Here is a 16,471-nt window from a genome sequence, read left to right as displayed (position 1 = left end):
CGGCGGGGGAAGCGCGTGTGAAGATCAGTCGACGCCGAGGAAGGAGCGGTCGGTGAGGACCAGGGGGCCGTCGGCGGTGACGGCGATCGTGTGCTCGGAGTGTGCGCCCCGCGAACCGTCGACGCTGCGCAGCGTCCACCCGTCCGGATCGGTGACCAGTTCGTCGGTGGACTGCAGGAACCACGGTTCCAGGGCGAGCACAAGCCCCTCGCGCAGCGGGTAGCCGCGGCCGGCCCGGCCGTTGTTGGGCACGTGCGGATCGCCGTGCATGACGCGGCCGACGCCGTGCCCGCCGAAGTCGGTGTTGATCGAGTAGCCCTCGCCGTGCGCCACCGCGGCGATCGCCGCCGAGATGTCGCCGATGCGGCCGCCCGGCTGCGCGGCGTCGATCGCCGCGGCCAGGGCGCGCCGGGTCGTGTCGATGACCCGCAGGTCTTCGTCGCGGGGCGTGCCGACGATGAACGAGATCGCCGAGTCGGCGACCCAGCCGTCGACGGCGACGGCGAAGTCGAGGGAGACCAGGTCGCCGTCCCGCAGCGTGTAGTCGTGGGGCAGACCGTGCAGCACGGCGTCGTTGATCGATGTGCAGATGACCTTGCCGAACGGGCTCGCGCCGAACGACGGGTGATAGTCGATGTAGCACGACTCGGCGCCCGCCTTGCGGATCATCTCGTGCGCCCGCCGGTCGATGTCCAGCAGGTTGGTGCCCACCTTCGTCTCGTCCCGGAGCGTCGCCAGCACCTCGGCGACGAATCGTCCGGCCGGGCGCATCGCCTCGATCTCGGCGGGGGTGCGCAGCTCGATCATGCAGGTCCTTTCCTCAGGTTCCATTCTGCCGGACAGGCGTACGATCGAAGGCATGGGGCTGCGACGCGCGTTCTTCCGATGGCTGATACCGGCGGCGTTCGTGCTGCCCCTGTGGCTGCTGATCGGCTGGATCGCGTTCAGCGCGAGCGGATGGGCGCTGCTGTGGGTCCTGCTCATCGCGATGCCGTCGGTGCTGGTGGGGCAGCTCGTGCTCACGCTGCTGGTGCGCGCCCGCGGCACCGTGCGCGCCACCCGCGAGGTGTCGTGGTGGGATGTCGCCGGCTTCGGCGTGTGGCACCTGCTCACCATCGGTGTCGGCTTCTACGCCGAGGCGGCGTTCTGGCCGCTGCTGGTCGGCGCGATCGTCGTGTTCGTCGGCCTGATCTGGCTGTCGCTGTGGCAGCTGTTCCGGGAAGCCAAGCCCACGGCGCTGCTGCGCACCCGCTCGGGTGTGTCGTACCTGGCCCCGCCGCCGCCGGCCGCTCCCGACGCCGCGCAGCCGGACGTGTTCGTCGTCACGGAGGAAACCACGCGCCGCACCGGGTGAGGCGCGGCGTCACGGTTTGGCGCCGGGTCGCGTCCATGGCAGAATAGTTGTTTGTGCCCGAGACAGGCTCTGCCTCAGGGGAGCACGGTGCCGCACGTCGGCCGCCGCGGGCGCACAGACCCTTATCTCTCTGACCCGCAGCCGACCTGTGGCGGTTGCAGGAAGTGACGATCATGCAGATCCTCGACATCGTCGACGCAGCATCGCTGCGCAGCGACATCCCCGACTTCGCCCCCGGTGACACCGTCAAGGTGCACGTCAACATCACCGAAGGCAGCCGCTCCCGCATCCAGGTGTTCCAGGGCATCGTCCTGGGCCGTTCGGGTGACGGTGTGCGTGAGACCTTCACGGTCCGCAAGATCAGCTTCCAGGTCGGCGTCGAGCGCACCTTCCCGGTGCACAGCCCGATCATCGACCGCATCGAGGTCGTCACCCGCGGTGACGTGCGTCGCGCCAAGCTCTACTACCTGCGCGACCTGCGCGGCAAGAAGGCCAAGATCAAGGAGAAGCGCGCCAACTGACGCCCGCGCTTACTCAGCAATGCCCCGGAGCCTCGTGCTCCGGGGCATTTTCGTTCTGCCGCACCGGGGCGGGCGGCACGGGCGCATCGGGGAAGTATGCGACCCTTGAAGGCGGGCCGCGACAGGTGCGGTGGCGTGGTGGTGAAGGACGGGCATGACTTCGGAGCAGACGGCTTCGGCCGACGCCGGCGGACCGAGCGGGCAGCGGCCGGGCAGCCGGTTCTGGGCGCTGGCGCGCGACGTGCTGGTGATCGTCCTGATCGCCGTGCTGGTGTCGTTCCTGGTCAAGACGTTCCTGGTGCGCTCCTTCTTCATCCCCTCCGGGTCGATGGAGGACACCCTGCAGATCGACGATCGCATCCTCGTCGACGAGCTCACCCCGCGGTTCGGCGCGTACGAGCGCGGTGACGTGATCGTGTTCCGCGACCCGGGCGGGTGGCTGCCGGTGACGGTGACGCCGCCGCGGGCTCCGGTCGTCGAAGCGCTCGACTGGGTGCTGGCGCTGGTGGGCATCTCCGCCCCGGACAGCAAGGACCACCTGATCAAGCGCATCGTCGGGGTCCCCGGCGACCACGTCGTGTGCTGCAACGCGATGGGGCAGATCACCGTCAACGACGTGCCCATCGACGAGACCCCGTACCTGAAGCTCGCCGCCGGGCAGACCGCCCCCACCGAGGTGCCGTTCGACGTCGTCGTGCCGGACGGGGCGCTGTGGGTGCTCGGCGACAACCGCGACAACTCCCGCGACTCCCGGGCCCACACCGATCAGCCGTCGCAGGGCTTCGTGCCCATCGACAACGTGGTGGGGCGCGCCTTCCTCATCACCTGGCCGTTGAACCGGTTCGGCCTCATCGACTCGCACCACGGCGTGTTCGCGGGCGTGCCGGCCGCCTCGGGAGCGCCATGACCGTCACGGTGCCCCGGTTCACGCTCGAGCGCCGACTGCTGCGCGAGCACTCGGTGGTCATCGCCTGCGACGAGGTCGGGCGGGGGGCCCTCGCCGGCCCGGTCGCCGTCGGTGCGACCGTCGTCGACGCGCGCCTGTCCCGCTCCCGCGTGATCGCGGGGCTGCGCGACTCGAAGCTCGTCGCCGAGGCGCGCCGGCCCGAGCTGGCCGACCGGGTGCGCGAATGGGTGCCCGCCGCAGCGGTCGGCTGGGCCAGCGCGGCCGAGATCGACGAGGTCGGGATCATCCGGGCCCTGGGCCTGGCCGCGCTGCGCGCCATCGACGAGCTCACCTCCGGCATCGACCTGACCGGCGCCGTCGTCGTCCTCGACGGCAACCATGACTACATCACGCCCGCCGGCGGCGTGCTGCCGGTGCGGCCGGTCATCAAGGCCGACCGAGACTGCGCGGGCGCTGCCGCGGCATCCATCCTCGCCAAGGTCGCGCGCGACGAGCTGATGGTCGCCATGCACGACGACGCACCGGTCTACTGCTGGGACCGCAACAAGGGCTACGCGAGCGTCGCCCACCGGGCCGCGATCCGCACCCACGGGCTCAGCGGTCACCACCGCGCGTCGTGGGCGATCGACCCGGTCGCGGGGCCGGTGACGGCGGCCGTCCGCGCCCGCTGACAGGCCTAGGATGGAAGCACCATGGACGACGAAGTGTTCGAAGACTACGACCGCGAGCTCGAGCTGGCGCTGTTCAAGGAATACCGCGACGTCGTCTCGCAGTTCCAGTACGTCATCGAGACCGAGCGGCGCTTCTACCTCGCCAACGAGGTCAACGTGGTCCGTCGGGACACCGAGCACGACTTCTACTTCGAGATCTCGATGAACGACGTGTGGGTGTGGGACATCTACCGCGCCGACCGGTTCGTGAAGTCCGTGCGGGTGCTCACCTTCAAGGACGTGAACGTCGAAGAGCTGCAGCGCCGGGACTTCCAGCTGCCCGAGGAGCTGTCGCTCGACAACTGAGCCGGTCGCTCGCGGAGCCTCCTCCCCAGCGGGCCGGACGGTCCGCCTCTCCACAGATCCGTGAGATGCGTGCCAGGCTCCGTGCCCAGCCCGGGACGATGCCTACATGGCAGCCAAGGACGAGCTCGGGCGATCCGGTGAGGATCGCGCCGCCCGCCACCTGACCGACCTCGGATTCGCGGTCGTCGACCGCAACTGGCGATGCGCGCAGGGCGAGCTCGACATCGTCGCGGTACGCGGTCGGGAGCTGGTGGTCGTCGAGGTCAAGACGCGCCGCACCGAACGGTTCGGCCACCCTTTCGAAGCCGTCGACGGCCGCAAGCTGGCGCGCCTGTGGCGGCTGGCCGGGGCGTGGGCGAGCGCCCATCCGGCCCTCGCACGCGGCCGCCGGCTGCGCCTGGACCTCATCGCGCTCACCGGACCCGACCCCGCGTCGGCGCGGGTCGAGCACCTCGAGGACGTCGGCTGATGGTCGGCCGCACCTGGTCGGTCGCGCTCACCGGGCTGGCCGGCCACCCCATCGAAGTCGAGGCCGACGTGTCGAGCCAGACACCGCAGTTCGTGATCATCGGGCTGGCCGACAAAGCGATCTCCGAGGCGCACCAGCGGGTGCACAACGCGTGCCAGAACAGCGGACTGCGGCTTCCGCGCCGCCGACTCACCGTAAACCTGTCCCCGGCGAGCCTGCCCAAGCAGGGCACGGGGCTGGACGTCGCCATCGCCGTGGCGGCATTGGCGACCGAGTACCCGATGGATGCCGGTTCCCTGGGCGCCACGGTGCACCTCGGGGAACTGGGCCTCGACGGCCGGCTGCGGCCGACCGCGGGCATCCTCCCGGCGGTGATGGCGGCCGCCGCGGCCGGCTTCCCCCGCGTCGTCGTTCCGGCGGCGGCTGTGGCCGAGGCGGCGCTCGTGACCGGTATCGAGGTGCACGGGGCGGCCGGCCTGCGCGACGTCGTCCGCCTGCACGGACTCGCCGTCGACGCCGACAATGACGCCCCGGCGCCACCGGCCGACCCGGTCCCGCCCGAGGACCCGCCCGCACCCCCGGAACTGGCCGACGTCATCGGCCAGCCGGACGCCGTCGACGCGCTCATCGTCGCCGCGGCCGGGGGCCACCACCTGCTGATGAGCGGGCCGCCCGGTGCCGGAAAGACGATGCTGGCGCGGCGGCTGCCCGGCATCCTGCCGCCGCTCGACGATGCCGCCGCGCTGCAGGCCGCGTCCATCCGGTCCCTTGCCGGGCAGGGTGTGAATCGTCTGGACCGGACCGCGCCGTTCGAGGCGCCGCACCACTCGACGAGCGCCGCCGCCCTCGTCGGCGGGGGCTCCCGGGTGGTGCGGCCAGGGGCGATCGCCCGCGCCAGCGGCGGGGTCCTGTTCCTCGACGAGGCCGGTGAGTTCGGGGCGCACGCGCTCGACGCCCTGCGCCAGCCCCTGGAGTCCGGCCAGATCGAGATCCACCGTGCGGGGTTCCGGGCGACGTTCCCCGCACGCTTCCAACTGGTGCTGGCCACGAACCCCTGCCCGTGCGGCGACTACGGCGTCCCCGGCGGGTCGTGTGCCTGCCCGTCACTGGCGATCCGGCGCTACCTGTCCCGGTTGTCGGGGCCGCTCCTCGACCGCATCGACATCGAGCTGGGGCTCCGCCGCGTGGCCGTGGCCCACGCCGCGGGCGTGCCGGTGTCGACGACCACCACCGCACGGGCGCGGGACCAGGTCGCGGCCGCCCGCGACCGGGCGACCCGACGCCTGCGCGGCACGCCCTGGCGGACCAACGCCGAGGTCTCCGGCACGTGGCTGCGCTCGGGGCCGCTCGCGCCGGCGCCCGCGGTGCGCCGCCCGCTCGACGCGGCGTTGCACCGCGGCTCACTCACCCTCCGCGGCTACGACCGGGTGCTCCGCGTCGCGTGGAGCGTGTGCGACCTGGCCGGCCGCGACCGGCTGGCAGCCGGCGACATCGGCCGCGCGCTGTATCTGAAGAAGGGAACCACGACATGACGAGCATCCTGCACCCGGCGGACGCGGTCGTGGCGGCCGCGCTCGGCATACCGGTCGACGCCGTCGACGCCGGGGCGCGCGACCGCTGGGCCCGCGGCGCGTGGTCGTGTCTGATAGAGCCCGGGGACGGGGTGGCAGGAGCACTGATCGCCGCCTTCGAGGCAGAGGCGGCCCTGGCGGTCCTCGGCGACGGGCGCCCGGACGCGCCCGAGGCGGGGATCGACGCGGCCACGCTCGCCGGTGCGCGCAAGCGCTGGGGGCCTCGGCTGACCACGCTGGCCGACGGTTTCGCCCCGGCCCGGCGGTGCGGAGCCCGACTGCTCACCCCGGCCGACACCGACTGGCCGCATCGCGTGGACGCACTGGGCGTGCACGCACCGGTGTGCCTGTGGGTGCGCGGCGCCGCCGGACGGCTGCGTGCAGAAGACGGCGCCGTCGCCATCGTCGGGGCGCGCGCCGCCACCGCCTACGGCGAGCAGATGGCCGCCGAGCTCGCCGGCGGCCTGGCCGCGAGCGGGGTCACCGTCGTCTCCGGCGCCGCGTACGGCATCGACGGTGCGGCGCACCGGGCTGCGCTGCACAGCGGCGGCCCGACGATCGCGGTCCTGGCCGGCGGCATCGACCGCCCCTACCCGGCCGGGCATGTGCGGCTGCTCGACGAGATCGCACGCGACGGCGTCGTCACGGCGGAGGTGCCGTGCGGCACCGCCCCCACCAAGTGGCGCTTCCTGGCGCGCAACCGGCTGATCGCGGCGATGACGGACGCGACCGTCGTGGTCGAAGCCGGGTGGCGCAGCGGCTCCTTGAACACGGCACATCACGCAGCGGAGCTGGGCCGCCCGCTCGGCGCGGTGCCCGGGCCGGTGACCAGCGCCGGTTCGCAGGGGTGCCACCGGCTGCTCCGGGAGGCGGACGCCGTCTGCATCACCGGTGTCCACGACGTCGTCGAACTCGCCGGCTTCGGCCCCGGCAGCGGCGGCGGTCCCGCCACGACCGGCGGTCGCACCGACGATGCGACCCGGGTGTGCGATGCGTTGAGCACCCGCACGGCGCGCACCGTCGACGACGTGGCCCGACGCAGCGGCATGGCGCCGGGGGAGGTGCAGGCGGTGCTCGGCCTGCTCGACCTCGAGGGAGCCGTCGAACGGTGCGACGACCGGTGGCGTCGCCGCAGGTCGGGTTGACCACCGGCCGGTGTGCCGTCGCCCCCGGACGCCGTATGCGCACCACAGTGGAGGCGTGAACCTGTCCGACGCCGCCAACGCGTACGCCGAGCACCTGGCGCGGGTGCGCCGGCTCTCCGCGGCGACGGTGCGCGCCTACCGTGCGGACCTGCGCGACCTCATCGCCGTCACCGGCGACCGGGAGCTGACGGCCGTCGACCTCGAGACGCTGCGCGAATGGCTGTGGGTCGCCACCCGGCGCGGCGACGCCCGCTCGACGATCGCCCGTCGCGCCGCGTCGGTACGCGGGCTGTTCGCGTGGGCGCTGGATGCCGGGCACGTGACCGCCGACCCGGCCGTGCGCCTGGTCGCCCCCAAGCGGGGCCGCACACTGCCGCAGGTGGCGACCGTGCAGACGATGCGCGAGGTACTCGACGCCGCGCAGGCCGCGGCCGCGGACGGTTCGCCGGTCGCGCTGCGCGACGCGGCACTGCTCGAGCTGCTCTACGGCGCCGGCATCCGCGTCTCCGAGCTGTGCGGACTCGACGTGGACGACGTCGACCTGACCCGGCGCACCGCCCGCGTCGTCGGCAAGGGGGACAAGCAGCGTGTCGTACCGTTCGGGGTGCCGGGCGCGGAGGCGATCGAGGCGTACCTCGTGCGCGGCCGGCCGGCCCTGGCCGCCCGCGCCGATCGCGACCCGGCCGCCCTGTTCCTGGGCGTCCGCGGCGCACGACTGGGCCCCCGCGCCGCATACGACGTGGTGACCCGGGCACTGGGGCCGGCGCTGGGCGTCGAGCACGTCGGGCCGCACGCCCTGCGCCACTCCGCCGCAACCCACCTGCTCGACGGCGGCGCGGACCTGCGCACCGTGCAGGAGATGCTCGGTCACGCAAGCCTGGGCACCACCCAGATCTACACGCACGTGTCCGCCGAGAAGCTCGCCGCCGCCTACCGTCTCGCCCATCCGCGGGCGTGAGCCTCAGCAGCAGGGCAGCAGCACCGCTGTCGGCACCGACCCCAGCAGCAGCAACGGGTTGATGTAGGCGCCGTCGCGGCGCACACCGAAGTGCAGCGCGCCCGGCGCGGTGTGCCCGCCGAACCCGAGCCGGGCCACCGCGTCGCCGCGGCCGACCCGGGTACCCGCCGGCAGCGGGTCGCGTACCGGCTCGAACGTCGAGACATGGCCGTCCTCGTGATCGATGGTCAGCACCCCGCGATCGACGACGGTGCCGGAGAACGCGACGACGCCCGGCGCGGGCGCGCGGACCACGTCGTCCACGGTCGGGCGCAGGTCCACTCCGCGGTGCCCCGCCCCGTATTCGTGCGCCGGCGCCTCGTAGGGGAGGACGAGCCGATGGCCCGCGAGGGGCCAAGCCCATCGGGCCGGCGCGGGGGTGCTGTCGACGGTGCTGACCGCCGGAGCACCCGCCGCCGCGGCCACGCCGAGTCCGCCGGCCGACACGAGCCCGCACAGGAGGATGCCGATCGCCACATGGAACCGATGACGGCGCATCCGTCGAGTGTGAGCGGCGGGGTTCCGGGACGGGGCGAAGCGGCTGGATCTGTGGAGGAATCCGCACCGCACGCGGCAGGGGAGGAAGCCCTGCGGCTGATACACTGAGAGCCGCGCCCCGCTCGTCGGGGTGACTACGCGTGCCCAGAGCACGCTCGCAGGTCGAGCGTGTGGCATCCACACCCCAGGTCTGTCCGCTCCGGCGGGCAGTGGGTGTGCGCCGGGCACCAGGATCACCGCAACCGCGGTGGAGAAACCGAAACACGGCGCTGCGGCGCCAGAACAGGAGAACGGCCATGGCCGTCGTCACGATCCGCCAGCTGCTCGACAGCGGCGTCCACTTCGGGCACCAGACCCGCCGCTGGAACCCGAAAGTCAAGCGCTTCATCCTCACCGAGCGCTCCGGCATCCACATCATCGACCTGCAGCAGTCGCTCGCCTACATCGACCGCGCCTACGAATACGTCAAGGAGACGGTCGCGCACGGCGGCACCGTCCTGTTCGTCGGCACCAAGAAGCAGGCGCAGGAAGTCATCGCCGAGCAGGCGACCCGCGTGGGCCAGCCCTACGTCAACCAGCGCTGGCTCGGTGGCCTCCTCACCAACTTCGCGACCGTCAGCAAGCGTCTGGCCCGCATGAAGGAGCTCGAGGAGCTCGACTTCGACAACCCGGCCGACAGCGGGTTCACCAAGAAGGAGCTCCTGCTCAAGAAGCGCGAGCTCGACAAGCTGCACAAGTCGCTGGGCGGTATCCGCAACCTGCAGAAGACCCCCTCGGCCATCTGGGTGGTCGACGCCAAGCGCGAGCACCTCGCCGTCGACGAGGCCCGCAAGCTCGGCATCCCCGTCATCGGCATCCTCGACACGAACGCCGACCCGGACGAGTTCCAGTACCCGATCCCCGGCAACGACGACGCGATCCGCTCGGTCAGCCTGCTGACCCGCATCATCGCCGACGCCGCCGCCGAGGGCCTGATCCAGCGCCACCAGCCCGCCGACGCCGCCGAGGCGGCCGAGCCGCTGGCCGAGTGGGAGCGCGAACTGCTCGAGCAGGGTGCGCCGGAGCAGTCGTCCGCTCCGACCGAGAAGGTCGCCGAGGCGGAAGCCGCTGCGCCCGCCGAGGCCGCTGCCGACGCTGAGGCCCCCGCTGCCGAGGCTGCTGACGCCGAGGCCCCCGCGGCCGAGGCTGCCGCTGCCGAGGCTCCCGCCGCCGAGTAAGCGCCGTTCGGGGCGGGCCCCGGCCCGCCCCGCCCCCGAACATCACGACAACCTAGGAGCCACCACACATGGCAAACTTCAGCATCGCTGACATCAAGACCCTGCGCGAGCAGCTGGGCACTGGAATGGTCGACACCAAGAAGGCGCTCGAGGAGGCCGACGGCGACCTCGAGAAGGCCGTCGAGATCCTGCGCCTGAAGGGCGCGAAGGGCAACGCGAAGCGCGCCGACCGCTCCACCAGCGAGGGTCTGGTCGCCGCTGTGCGCAACGGCGACACCGTCACGATCATCGAGCTCAACACCGAGACCGACTTCGTCGCCAAGAACGAGCGCTTCGGCGCGCTGGCCGACAAGGTGCTCGCCGCCGCCGCGGCCGCCGGCGCCGACTCGGTCGAGGCCGCCCTCGCGGCCGACGCCGACGGCACCCCGGTGGCGCAGCTCATCTCGGACGAGGCCGCCATCATCGGCGAGAAGGTCGAACTGCGTCGCGTGCGCACCCTCAGCGGCGACAACTTCGAGATCTACCTCCACAAGACCAGCAAGGACCTGCCGCCGCAGATCGGCGTGGTCGTCGCCTACACCGGTGACGACGCCGAGACCGCGCGCAGCATCGCCCAGCACATCTCGTTCGCGAACCCGAGCTACCTCTCGCGCGACGAGGTGCCCGAGGCCGACGTCGAGAAGGAGCGTGAGATCGTCACCGAGATCTCCCGCAACGAGGGCAAGCCCGAGGCGGCCCTGCCCAAGATCGTCGAGGGCCGTGTCAACGCGTACTTCAAGCAGGTCGCCCTGCTCGACCAGGACTACGCGAAGGACAACAAGCTGTCGGTCGCGAAGGTGGCTGCCGACGCCGGCATCACCATCACTGATTTCGCCCGCTTCAAGGTCGGCGCGTAATCATGCCGGGGGTTCGCATCTTCGGATGCGGACCCCTTTTGCATGCCATTCGATAGTCTGCATTCGCGACGAGAGGAACCCCCTGTGCTCGATGAGGCCACCGGACGCCGCCGCGTCCTCCTGAAGCTGTCCGGCGAGGCCTTCGGGGCCGGCAGTCTCGGTGTCAACCCCGATGTGGTCAGCCAGATCGCACGCGAGATCGCCGCGGCGGCCGACACCGTCGAGATCGCCGTCGTCGTCGGCGGCGGCAACTTCTTCCGCGGCGCCGAGCTCAGCCAGCGCGGCATGGACCGCGGGCGCGCCGACTACATGGGCATGCTGGGCACCGTCATGAACGCGCTCGCCCTGCAGGACTTCCTCGAGCAGGCAGGCGCCGCCACCCGCGTCCAGTCCGCGATCTCGATGACCCAGGTCGCCGAGCCGTACATCCCGCGCCGGGCGGAGCGCCACATGGAGAAGGGCCGGGTCGTGATCTTCGGCGCCGGTGCGGGGCTCCCGTATTTCTCCACCGACACGGTGGCCGCGCAGCGTGCGCTGGAGATCGGTGCCGACGAGGTGCTGGTCGCCAAGAACGGCGTCGACGGCGTGTACACCGCCGACCCGAAGACGGATGCCGGTGCCGAGCGCATCGACACCATCACGTACCGCGACGCATTGCAGCGCGGCCTCAAGGTCGTCGACTCGACCGCGTTCAGCCTCTGCATGGACAACCGCATCGACATGCGCGTGTTCGGCATGGAGCCGGCCGGCAACGTCACCCGCGCACTGCTGGGCGAGCCGATCGGCACCCTCGTCACCGTCTGAGTCGGGGCGGTGCGCCGCACTAGACTTGACAGAACGCATCGACGAATGGAGTGACCGTGATCGCGGAGATCCTGGCAGACACGACCGCACGCATGGACCGCGCCGTGGAGGCCGCGAAGGACGACTTCGCGACCGTCCGCACCGGGCGTGCCAACCCGCAGCTGTTCCAGAAGGTGCTGGTGGACTACTACGGCACCCCCACGCCGCTGGCACAGCTGGCGTCGCTGAACAGCAGTGAGGCGCGCACCCTCGTGGTCACTCCGTACGACAAGTCGGCGCTCAAGGCCATCGAGCAGGCGATCCGTGACATGCCCAACCTGGGGGCGAACCCGACCAACGATGGCAACCTGATCCGCGTCACGATGCCCGAGCTGACGCAGGAGCGTCGCAAGGAGTACGTCAAGCTGGTCCGGTCCAAGGGCGAAGACGCCAAGGTGCACCTGCGCGGCATCCGGCGCAAGGCGAAGGACGAGCTGGACGCCCTCAAGTCCGAGGTCGGCGAGGACGAGCTCGTGCGCGCCGAGAAGGAACTGGACGCCGTGACGCGCGCCCACGTTGATGCCGTCGACGAGGCGCTCAAGCGCAAAGAAGCCGAACTCCTCGAGGTCTGACCCGATGACCGACCCCGACTCTCGCGCGCCGGATTCGGAGCCGCCGCGCTCCCGGGCCGAGGCCCGCCGCGCGTCGGAGGTCCCGTCTTTCCAGCAGCACGTGCGGGAGGCGCGGTCGGACTTCGAGATGCAGCTGGGCAAGGCCCGCGCCGACATCGAGCAGCAGATCGGGAAGGCCCGCGCCGACTTCGAGCAGGCCAACGAGCGCATCAACCAGCGCACCGGCCGCAACCTGCTGATGGCGATCCTCATCGGACTCGCGCTCGGTGCGGCCCTGCTGGGATCGCTGCTGTTCATCAAATGGCTGTTCATCCTGTTCGCGCTGCCGGTCGCCCTGCTGGGGATCTTCGAGTTCAGTCGTGCGCTGCAGGTGCACGGCCGCCGGGTCGACATCGTGCCGCAGCTGCTGCTGGGCGGCGTCATCATCCTCGCGGGCTACTTCATCGGGCACTGGACGCACTGGGTGATCACCTTCAGCGCCGTCGCGACCCTCGTGGTCTGGCGGCTCCTGGCCCAGATGACCGCCCGCGACGGCCGGCGGTACGGCGATGTGGTCACCGACGTGCTGGTGGCCGGCCTGCTGCCGCTGTACGTCGCCTTCCTCACGAGCCTGCTGCTGGTGCTGCTCCGTGAGGACCAGGGCGAGCTGTGGGTGCTGACCATGGTGGTCATCGCCGTGGCATCCGACACCGGCGCCTATGCCAGCGGTCTCGCCTTCGGCCGGCACCCGATGGCGCCGCGCATCAGCCCGAAGAAGACCTGGGAGGGCTTCGCGGGCGCGGTCGTCGCGGCGGTGGCTGGTGGCGTCATCATGGGCATGTTCGTCCTGCACGTGCCGTTCTGGGTGGGTCTGATCTTCGGCCTCGCCGTCCTGCTGTCGGCCACCATCGGCGACCTCGGCGAGTCCATGATCAAACGCGACCTGGGCATCAAGGACATGAGCTCGTGGCTGCCCGGCCACGGCGGGGTGCTCGACCGGCTCGACTCCATCCTCCCGTCGACCGTCGTCGCACTGGCGATGTACTTCCTCTTCTTCCCCCTGGTGGCCGCATGACCTCCGAGACCGCCGCCGACCGCGCGCCGTTCCCGCGCACGACGGGCCGCCGCCGCGGATACGACCCCGCCGCCGTGGACGCGTTCCTCGAGCAGGCCCGGATGTCGTTCGATTCGGCGCCCGATGCGCCCCGCAACCTCGGCGCCGGGGATGTCCGGCAGGCCGCCTTCCACCTCGTGCGCCACGGGTACGAGATCACCGCGGTGGATGCCGCGCTGAGCAGGATCGAGGACGCGTTCGCCGCGCAGGAGCGGGAGGACGCCCTGTCGCGCAGCGGCGCCCGGGCCTGGGTCGGCGCGTCGCGCAAGCGCGGGCAGGAAGTGCTCGACCGGCTCACCCGTGCGCCCAAGGAGCGCTTCGACCGCGTCGGGTGGCTCCACTACGGGTACCGCGTGGATGAGGTCGACCTGGTGTCCGACAAGATCGCGCACTATCTGGAGACGGGGGAGGGCGTCACCGTCGACCAGGTGCGCTCGGTCGCTTTCCGCATGCAGCGCGGCGGCTATCGCGAGGCGCAGGTCGACGCGGTGCTGGACGCCGTGGTGGAGGTCATGCTCGCCGTCGGGTGAGTGACGCGCGCGGGCCCACGGGATAGACTCGGGGGCACTGTGACTTCCGGCAACGAGTTGAGCCCCACGACGCGGCGCGCGGTCGCGGTGAGTGCTGCGGCACCCCGATCCGCCCCGCCGGTGCGGTTCTCGCGCCGGCGCCGGGTGCTCAGCGTGTTCTCGGTGCTCGCCGTCCTCGGGTTCACCGTCGCGTATCTCGGCCCGCTGGGCACCACCGTCGCCCCGGCCGAGGCCGCTCAGGTCGACCCGATGTCGCTGTACGCCAACACGGTCGCCGACGCGCGCCAGTACGTGGCCGCCGCCGACGCCGCGGGCGCCGACCTCGGCCGTGACGACATCGTCTACACGGTGTACGTGAAGCCCAAGCCGAAGCCGACGCCCACCCCGCGCGCGGGCAGCGTGGCCTCCACCGGCTGGGCCCCGCCGTTCGTGACGCCGAACCCCGGCAGCGCCCAGGCCATCGCCTACGACATGGTGACCGCGCGCGGGTGGGGCGACGACGAATTCGCCTGCCTGGTCGCGCTGTGGAAGAAGGAATCCGGCTGGCGGGTGAACGCCTACAACAAGTCCAGCGGCGCCTACGGCATCCCACAGGCGCTGCCCGGGCGCAAGATGGCGTCGGCCGGCGCGGACTGGGAGACCAACCCCGCGACGCAGATCTCCTGGGGTCTGGGCTACATCAAGGCCCGCTACGGCACGCCCTGCGGCGCCTGGGCGAAGTCGCAGCGGTCCGGCTGGTACTGAGCGGATGCCGCGGTCACACCGTCGTCGGCCGCAGCGTCGCGACGACTCGTTCGAACGCCTGCTGAGCGGGTGGAAGCGCACCGAGACACGCCGCGGCGTGGACTGGACGGTGCAGCCGGTGTCGGCGACGCAGGCGCAGAAGTCGTACACCTGCCCCGGCTGCACACGGGAGGTGTCTCCGGGCGTGGCCCATGTCGTGGTGTGGCGCGCCGACGGCATCCTGGGCGACGCCGCCGACCTCGCCGCCCGGCGCCACTGGCACACCGCCTGCTGGAGGATCGGCTGACATGGAGATCCGGGGGCCGGTGTTGCTGCCCGCGCGGCGCGAGGACATCGAACTGTACACCCTCGACGATCTGACGCTGGTCGGGGAGCTCGCGCTGCCGGAGAACACACCGGTCGCGACCCTGGTCACCCTGCACCCGCTGCCGACGGCGAGCGGCTGCATGGACTCGCACATCCTGCGCAAGGCCGCCGCACGACTGCCCGCCCTGGCCGACCTTGCCGTGCTGCGCTTCAACACCCGCGGAACCACATCACCGCGGGGGACCAGTGAGGGGTCCTTCGACGGGGGCGGTGAGGAGGCCTTCGACCTGGCCGCCGCGATGGACTTCGTCCGTGCCCGCCGTCTGCCCCGGCCGTGGCTGGTGGGCTGGTCGTTCGGCACCGAACTGGCCCTCAAGTACGGACGCGACCACGGCATCGAGGGCGTGATCCTGCTGTCGCCGCCGCTGCACCGCGCGACGGCTGCCGACGTGGCCGCCTGGGCGGGCGACCCGCGACGCATGGTCGTGGTCGTCCCGGAGCTCGACGACTATCTGCCGCCCGCGCAGGCACGCGAACGCTTCGCCGTGCTGCCCGAGGCGACGCTGATCGCCGTCGAGGGCGCCCGCCACCTGTGGGTCGGGGAGAGCCAGACCCGCCGCGTGCTCACGGAGATCGTCGCCGCCGTGAACCCCGACGCGCTGCCCCTGCCGACGCACTGGCCGCCGGAGCGGCCCTGAGCTGCACCGGGCCTCACAGCTCGTTCTGGCGCGGGATGATGACCTGGCGGTAGATGATGAGGATGCTCGCCGCCACCGGGATCGCGATCAGCGCGCCCAGCAGACCCAGCAGCGCGCCGCCGGACAGGGCCGCGATGACCACGACGGCGCCGGGCACCGAGACGGCGCGGTTCATGATGCGCGGCGAGAGCAGATACGCCTCCACCTGCATGTACACGAGGTACCAGACCAGGGCGACGAGCGCTGTCAGCGGGGAGCTGAGGCCCGGGATGAGACAGACCAGCACGATGATGGTCGACCCGGTCAGGGTGCCCACCAGCGGGATCAGCGAGAAGAAGAACGCGATGACGGCGAGCACGGCGGGGAACGGTGCGCCGATGATGCTCAGGAAGATGGCGCTGAGCACGCCGTTGATGAGTCCCAGAGTCACCTGCCCCATGACGTAGTAGCCGACCGACGCGGTGATCTGCTCGGACAGGTCGATGAACCGCGCGCGCCGAGACGCGGGCACAAGCTGGTACATCGCCGCCTTCAACGACGGGGTGGACGCGGTGAAGTAGATCGTCAGGATCAGGACGATCAGCGCGCCGGTCATCCCCGCCAGGACCGCCCCGCCGATGCCGATGAGCGTGGCACCGATGTCCCCGCCGATCTCGGCCATGTCGAGGGTCTCGTACCAGTCGGAGACATACTGGAACACCTGGTCGACGTTCAGCAGCGGGAAGGTGTCGCTCAGCCAGTCGCGCACCGCCTGCACCGGGTCCCACGTGCCGTCGACGGCGTCCTCGACCAGGTCCTGCACCTGTTTGACCAGCTGGCTGATCTGGGCGACGATGATCGGCACCACCATGAGGATGATCCCCGCGAACGCGGCGAGCACGCCGACGAAGGTGATCACCAGCGCCCCCCAGCGGGGGAGTCCCCGGCGTTCGAGCCACGACACCAGCGGGTCCAGACCCAGCGAGAGGAACAGCGCCGTGCCGACGTACAGGAGCACGGTGGACAGCGTCGTGATGCCGGTGATGATCATGATGCCCACACCCACACCCAGGGTGGCGATCAGTGCGGTGCGGAACGGATGCTGGATTTTCACG

21 protein-coding genes are annotated in these 16,471 nt (G+C 71.6%); 18 read left to right on the top strand and 3 right to left on the bottom strand.

Annotation, left to right across the window (positions count from 1 at the left end):
• Positions 1–24 precede the first annotated feature (24 nt).
• Complete coding sequence (gene map, locus ACQ143_RS02775; protein WP_449569188.1) at positions 25–807, bottom strand: type I methionyl aminopeptidase; 783 nt, start codon at positions 805–807, stop codon at positions 25–27.
• Between the two features lie 52 nt (positions 808–859).
• Here map and ACQ143_RS02770 point away from each other — a divergent pair, with 52 nt between their 5' ends.
• The 9 genes from ACQ143_RS02770 to ACQ143_RS02730 all read left to right on the top strand — a co-directional run bounded on the left by ACQ143_RS02770 (position 860) and on the right by ACQ143_RS02730 (position 7,941).
• Positions 860–1,354 (top strand): MFS transporter permease, encoded by a 495-nt coding sequence (locus ACQ143_RS02770; protein ID WP_449569187.1) that lies wholly within the window; start codon positions 860–862, stop codon positions 1,352–1,354.
• A gap of 173 nt (positions 1,355–1,527) precedes the next feature.
• The gene (gene rplS / locus ACQ143_RS02765) at positions 1,528–1,875 is read left to right on the top strand and encodes a 50S ribosomal protein L19 (protein WP_449569569.1); all 348 of its coding nucleotides are present in this window, start codon (positions 1,528–1,530) and stop codon (positions 1,873–1,875) included.
• A 154-nt stretch (positions 1,876–2,029) separates the two neighbouring features.
• On the top strand, positions 2,030–2,782 hold the full coding sequence (lepB, locus tag ACQ143_RS02760; RefSeq protein WP_449569186.1) for a signal peptidase I: 753 nt from the start codon (positions 2,030–2,032) through the stop codon (positions 2,780–2,782).
• Entirely contained in the window at positions 2,779–3,453 is a 675-nt protein-coding gene (locus ACQ143_RS02755) for a ribonuclease HII (protein WP_449569185.1), read from the top strand. Before lepB ends, ACQ143_RS02755 begins: the two co-directional genes overlap by 4 nt.
• 21 nt (positions 3,454–3,474) lie before the next feature.
• On the top strand, positions 3,475–3,798 hold the full coding sequence (locus tag ACQ143_RS02750; protein ID WP_449569184.1) for a DUF2469 family protein: 324 nt from the start codon (positions 3,475–3,477) through the stop codon (positions 3,796–3,798).
• 106 nt (positions 3,799–3,904) lie between these two features.
• Positions 3,905–4,267, top strand: a complete 363-nt coding sequence (locus tag ACQ143_RS02745; protein WP_449569183.1) for a YraN family protein — start codon at positions 3,905–3,907, stop codon at positions 4,265–4,267.
• Positions 4,264–5,799, top strand: coding sequence for a YifB family Mg chelatase-like AAA ATPase (locus tag ACQ143_RS02740; RefSeq protein ID WP_449569568.1), 1,536 nt, complete (start codon positions 4,264–4,266; stop codon positions 5,797–5,799). The genes ACQ143_RS02745 and ACQ143_RS02740 overlap by 4 nt, the downstream gene beginning before the upstream one ends.
• Complete coding sequence (dprA, locus tag ACQ143_RS02735; protein ID WP_449569182.1) at positions 5,796–6,983, top strand: DNA-processing protein DprA; 1,188 nt, start codon at positions 5,796–5,798, stop codon at positions 6,981–6,983. Before ACQ143_RS02740 ends, dprA begins: the two co-directional genes overlap by 4 nt.
• A gap of 55 nt (positions 6,984–7,038) precedes the next feature.
• Positions 7,039–7,941, top strand: a complete 903-nt coding sequence (locus ACQ143_RS02730; protein ID WP_449569181.1) for a tyrosine-type recombinase/integrase — start codon at positions 7,039–7,041, stop codon at positions 7,939–7,941.
• A gap of 3 nt (positions 7,942–7,944) precedes the next feature.
• Here the strand turns inward: ACQ143_RS02730 and ACQ143_RS02725 are convergent, their stop codons facing one another.
• Positions 7,945–8,478, bottom strand: coding sequence for a murein hydrolase activator EnvC family protein (locus tag ACQ143_RS02725; protein ID WP_449569180.1), 534 nt, complete (start codon positions 8,476–8,478; stop codon positions 7,945–7,947).
• 296 nt (positions 8,479–8,774) lie between these two features.
• On the opposite strand from ACQ143_RS02725, the gene rpsB reads away from it, so the two are divergent.
• The 9 genes from rpsB to ACQ143_RS02680 all read left to right on the top strand — a co-directional run bounded on the left by rpsB (position 8,775) and on the right by ACQ143_RS02680 (position 15,377).
• On the top strand, positions 8,775–9,695 hold the full coding sequence (gene rpsB, locus ACQ143_RS02720; protein ID WP_449569179.1) for a 30S ribosomal protein S2: 921 nt from the start codon (positions 8,775–8,777) through the stop codon (positions 9,693–9,695).
• A gap of 68 nt (positions 9,696–9,763) precedes the next feature.
• Positions 9,764–10,591 carry a translation elongation factor Ts gene (gene tsf, locus ACQ143_RS02715; protein ID WP_449569178.1) on the top strand — a complete coding sequence of 276 codons (828 nt, stop codon included), beginning with the start codon at positions 9,764–9,766 and terminating at the stop codon, positions 10,589–10,591.
• An 84-nt stretch (positions 10,592–10,675) separates the two neighbouring features.
• On the top strand, positions 10,676–11,395 hold the full coding sequence (gene pyrH, locus ACQ143_RS02710) for a UMP kinase (RefSeq protein ID WP_449569177.1): 720 nt from the start codon (positions 10,676–10,678) through the stop codon (positions 11,393–11,395).
• Between the two features lie 56 nt (positions 11,396–11,451).
• Complete coding sequence (gene frr, locus ACQ143_RS02705; RefSeq protein ID WP_449569176.1) at positions 11,452–12,006, top strand: ribosome recycling factor; 555 nt, start codon at positions 11,452–11,454, stop codon at positions 12,004–12,006.
• Between the two features lie 4 nt (positions 12,007–12,010).
• Complete coding sequence (locus tag ACQ143_RS02700; RefSeq protein ID WP_449569175.1) at positions 12,011–13,060, top strand: phosphatidate cytidylyltransferase; 1,050 nt, start codon at positions 12,011–12,013, stop codon at positions 13,058–13,060.
• Positions 13,057–13,629, top strand: a complete 573-nt coding sequence (locus ACQ143_RS02695; protein ID WP_449569174.1) for a DivIVA domain-containing protein — start codon at positions 13,057–13,059, stop codon at positions 13,627–13,629. The genes ACQ143_RS02700 and ACQ143_RS02695 overlap by 4 nt, the downstream gene beginning before the upstream one ends.
• 39 nt (positions 13,630–13,668) lie before the next feature.
• On the top strand, positions 13,669–14,373 hold the full coding sequence (locus ACQ143_RS02690) for an aggregation-promoting factor C-terminal-like domain-containing protein (protein ID WP_449569173.1): 705 nt from the start codon (positions 13,669–13,671) through the stop codon (positions 14,371–14,373).
• A gap of 4 nt (positions 14,374–14,377) precedes the next feature.
• Positions 14,378–14,659, top strand: a complete 282-nt coding sequence (locus ACQ143_RS02685) for a hypothetical protein (RefSeq protein WP_449569172.1) — start codon at positions 14,378–14,380, stop codon at positions 14,657–14,659.
• A gap of 1 nt (position 14,660) precedes the next feature.
• The gene (locus ACQ143_RS02680; RefSeq protein WP_449569171.1) at positions 14,661–15,377 is read left to right on the top strand and encodes an alpha/beta hydrolase; all 717 of its coding nucleotides are present in this window, start codon (positions 14,661–14,663) and stop codon (positions 15,375–15,377) included.
• A gap of 13 nt (positions 15,378–15,390) precedes the next feature.
• Here ACQ143_RS02680 and ACQ143_RS02675 read toward each other — a convergent pair whose 3' ends face one another.
• Positions 15,391–16,470, bottom strand: coding sequence for an AI-2E family transporter (locus tag ACQ143_RS02675; RefSeq protein ID WP_449569170.1), 1,080 nt, complete (start codon positions 16,468–16,470; stop codon positions 15,391–15,393).
• Position 16,471 lies beyond the last annotated feature (1 nt).

Source organism: Microbacterium pollutisoli (assembly GCF_053586795.1).
Note: the sequence above shows the minus strand (reverse complement) of the source record. Positions and strands in the feature narration are given on the sequence as shown.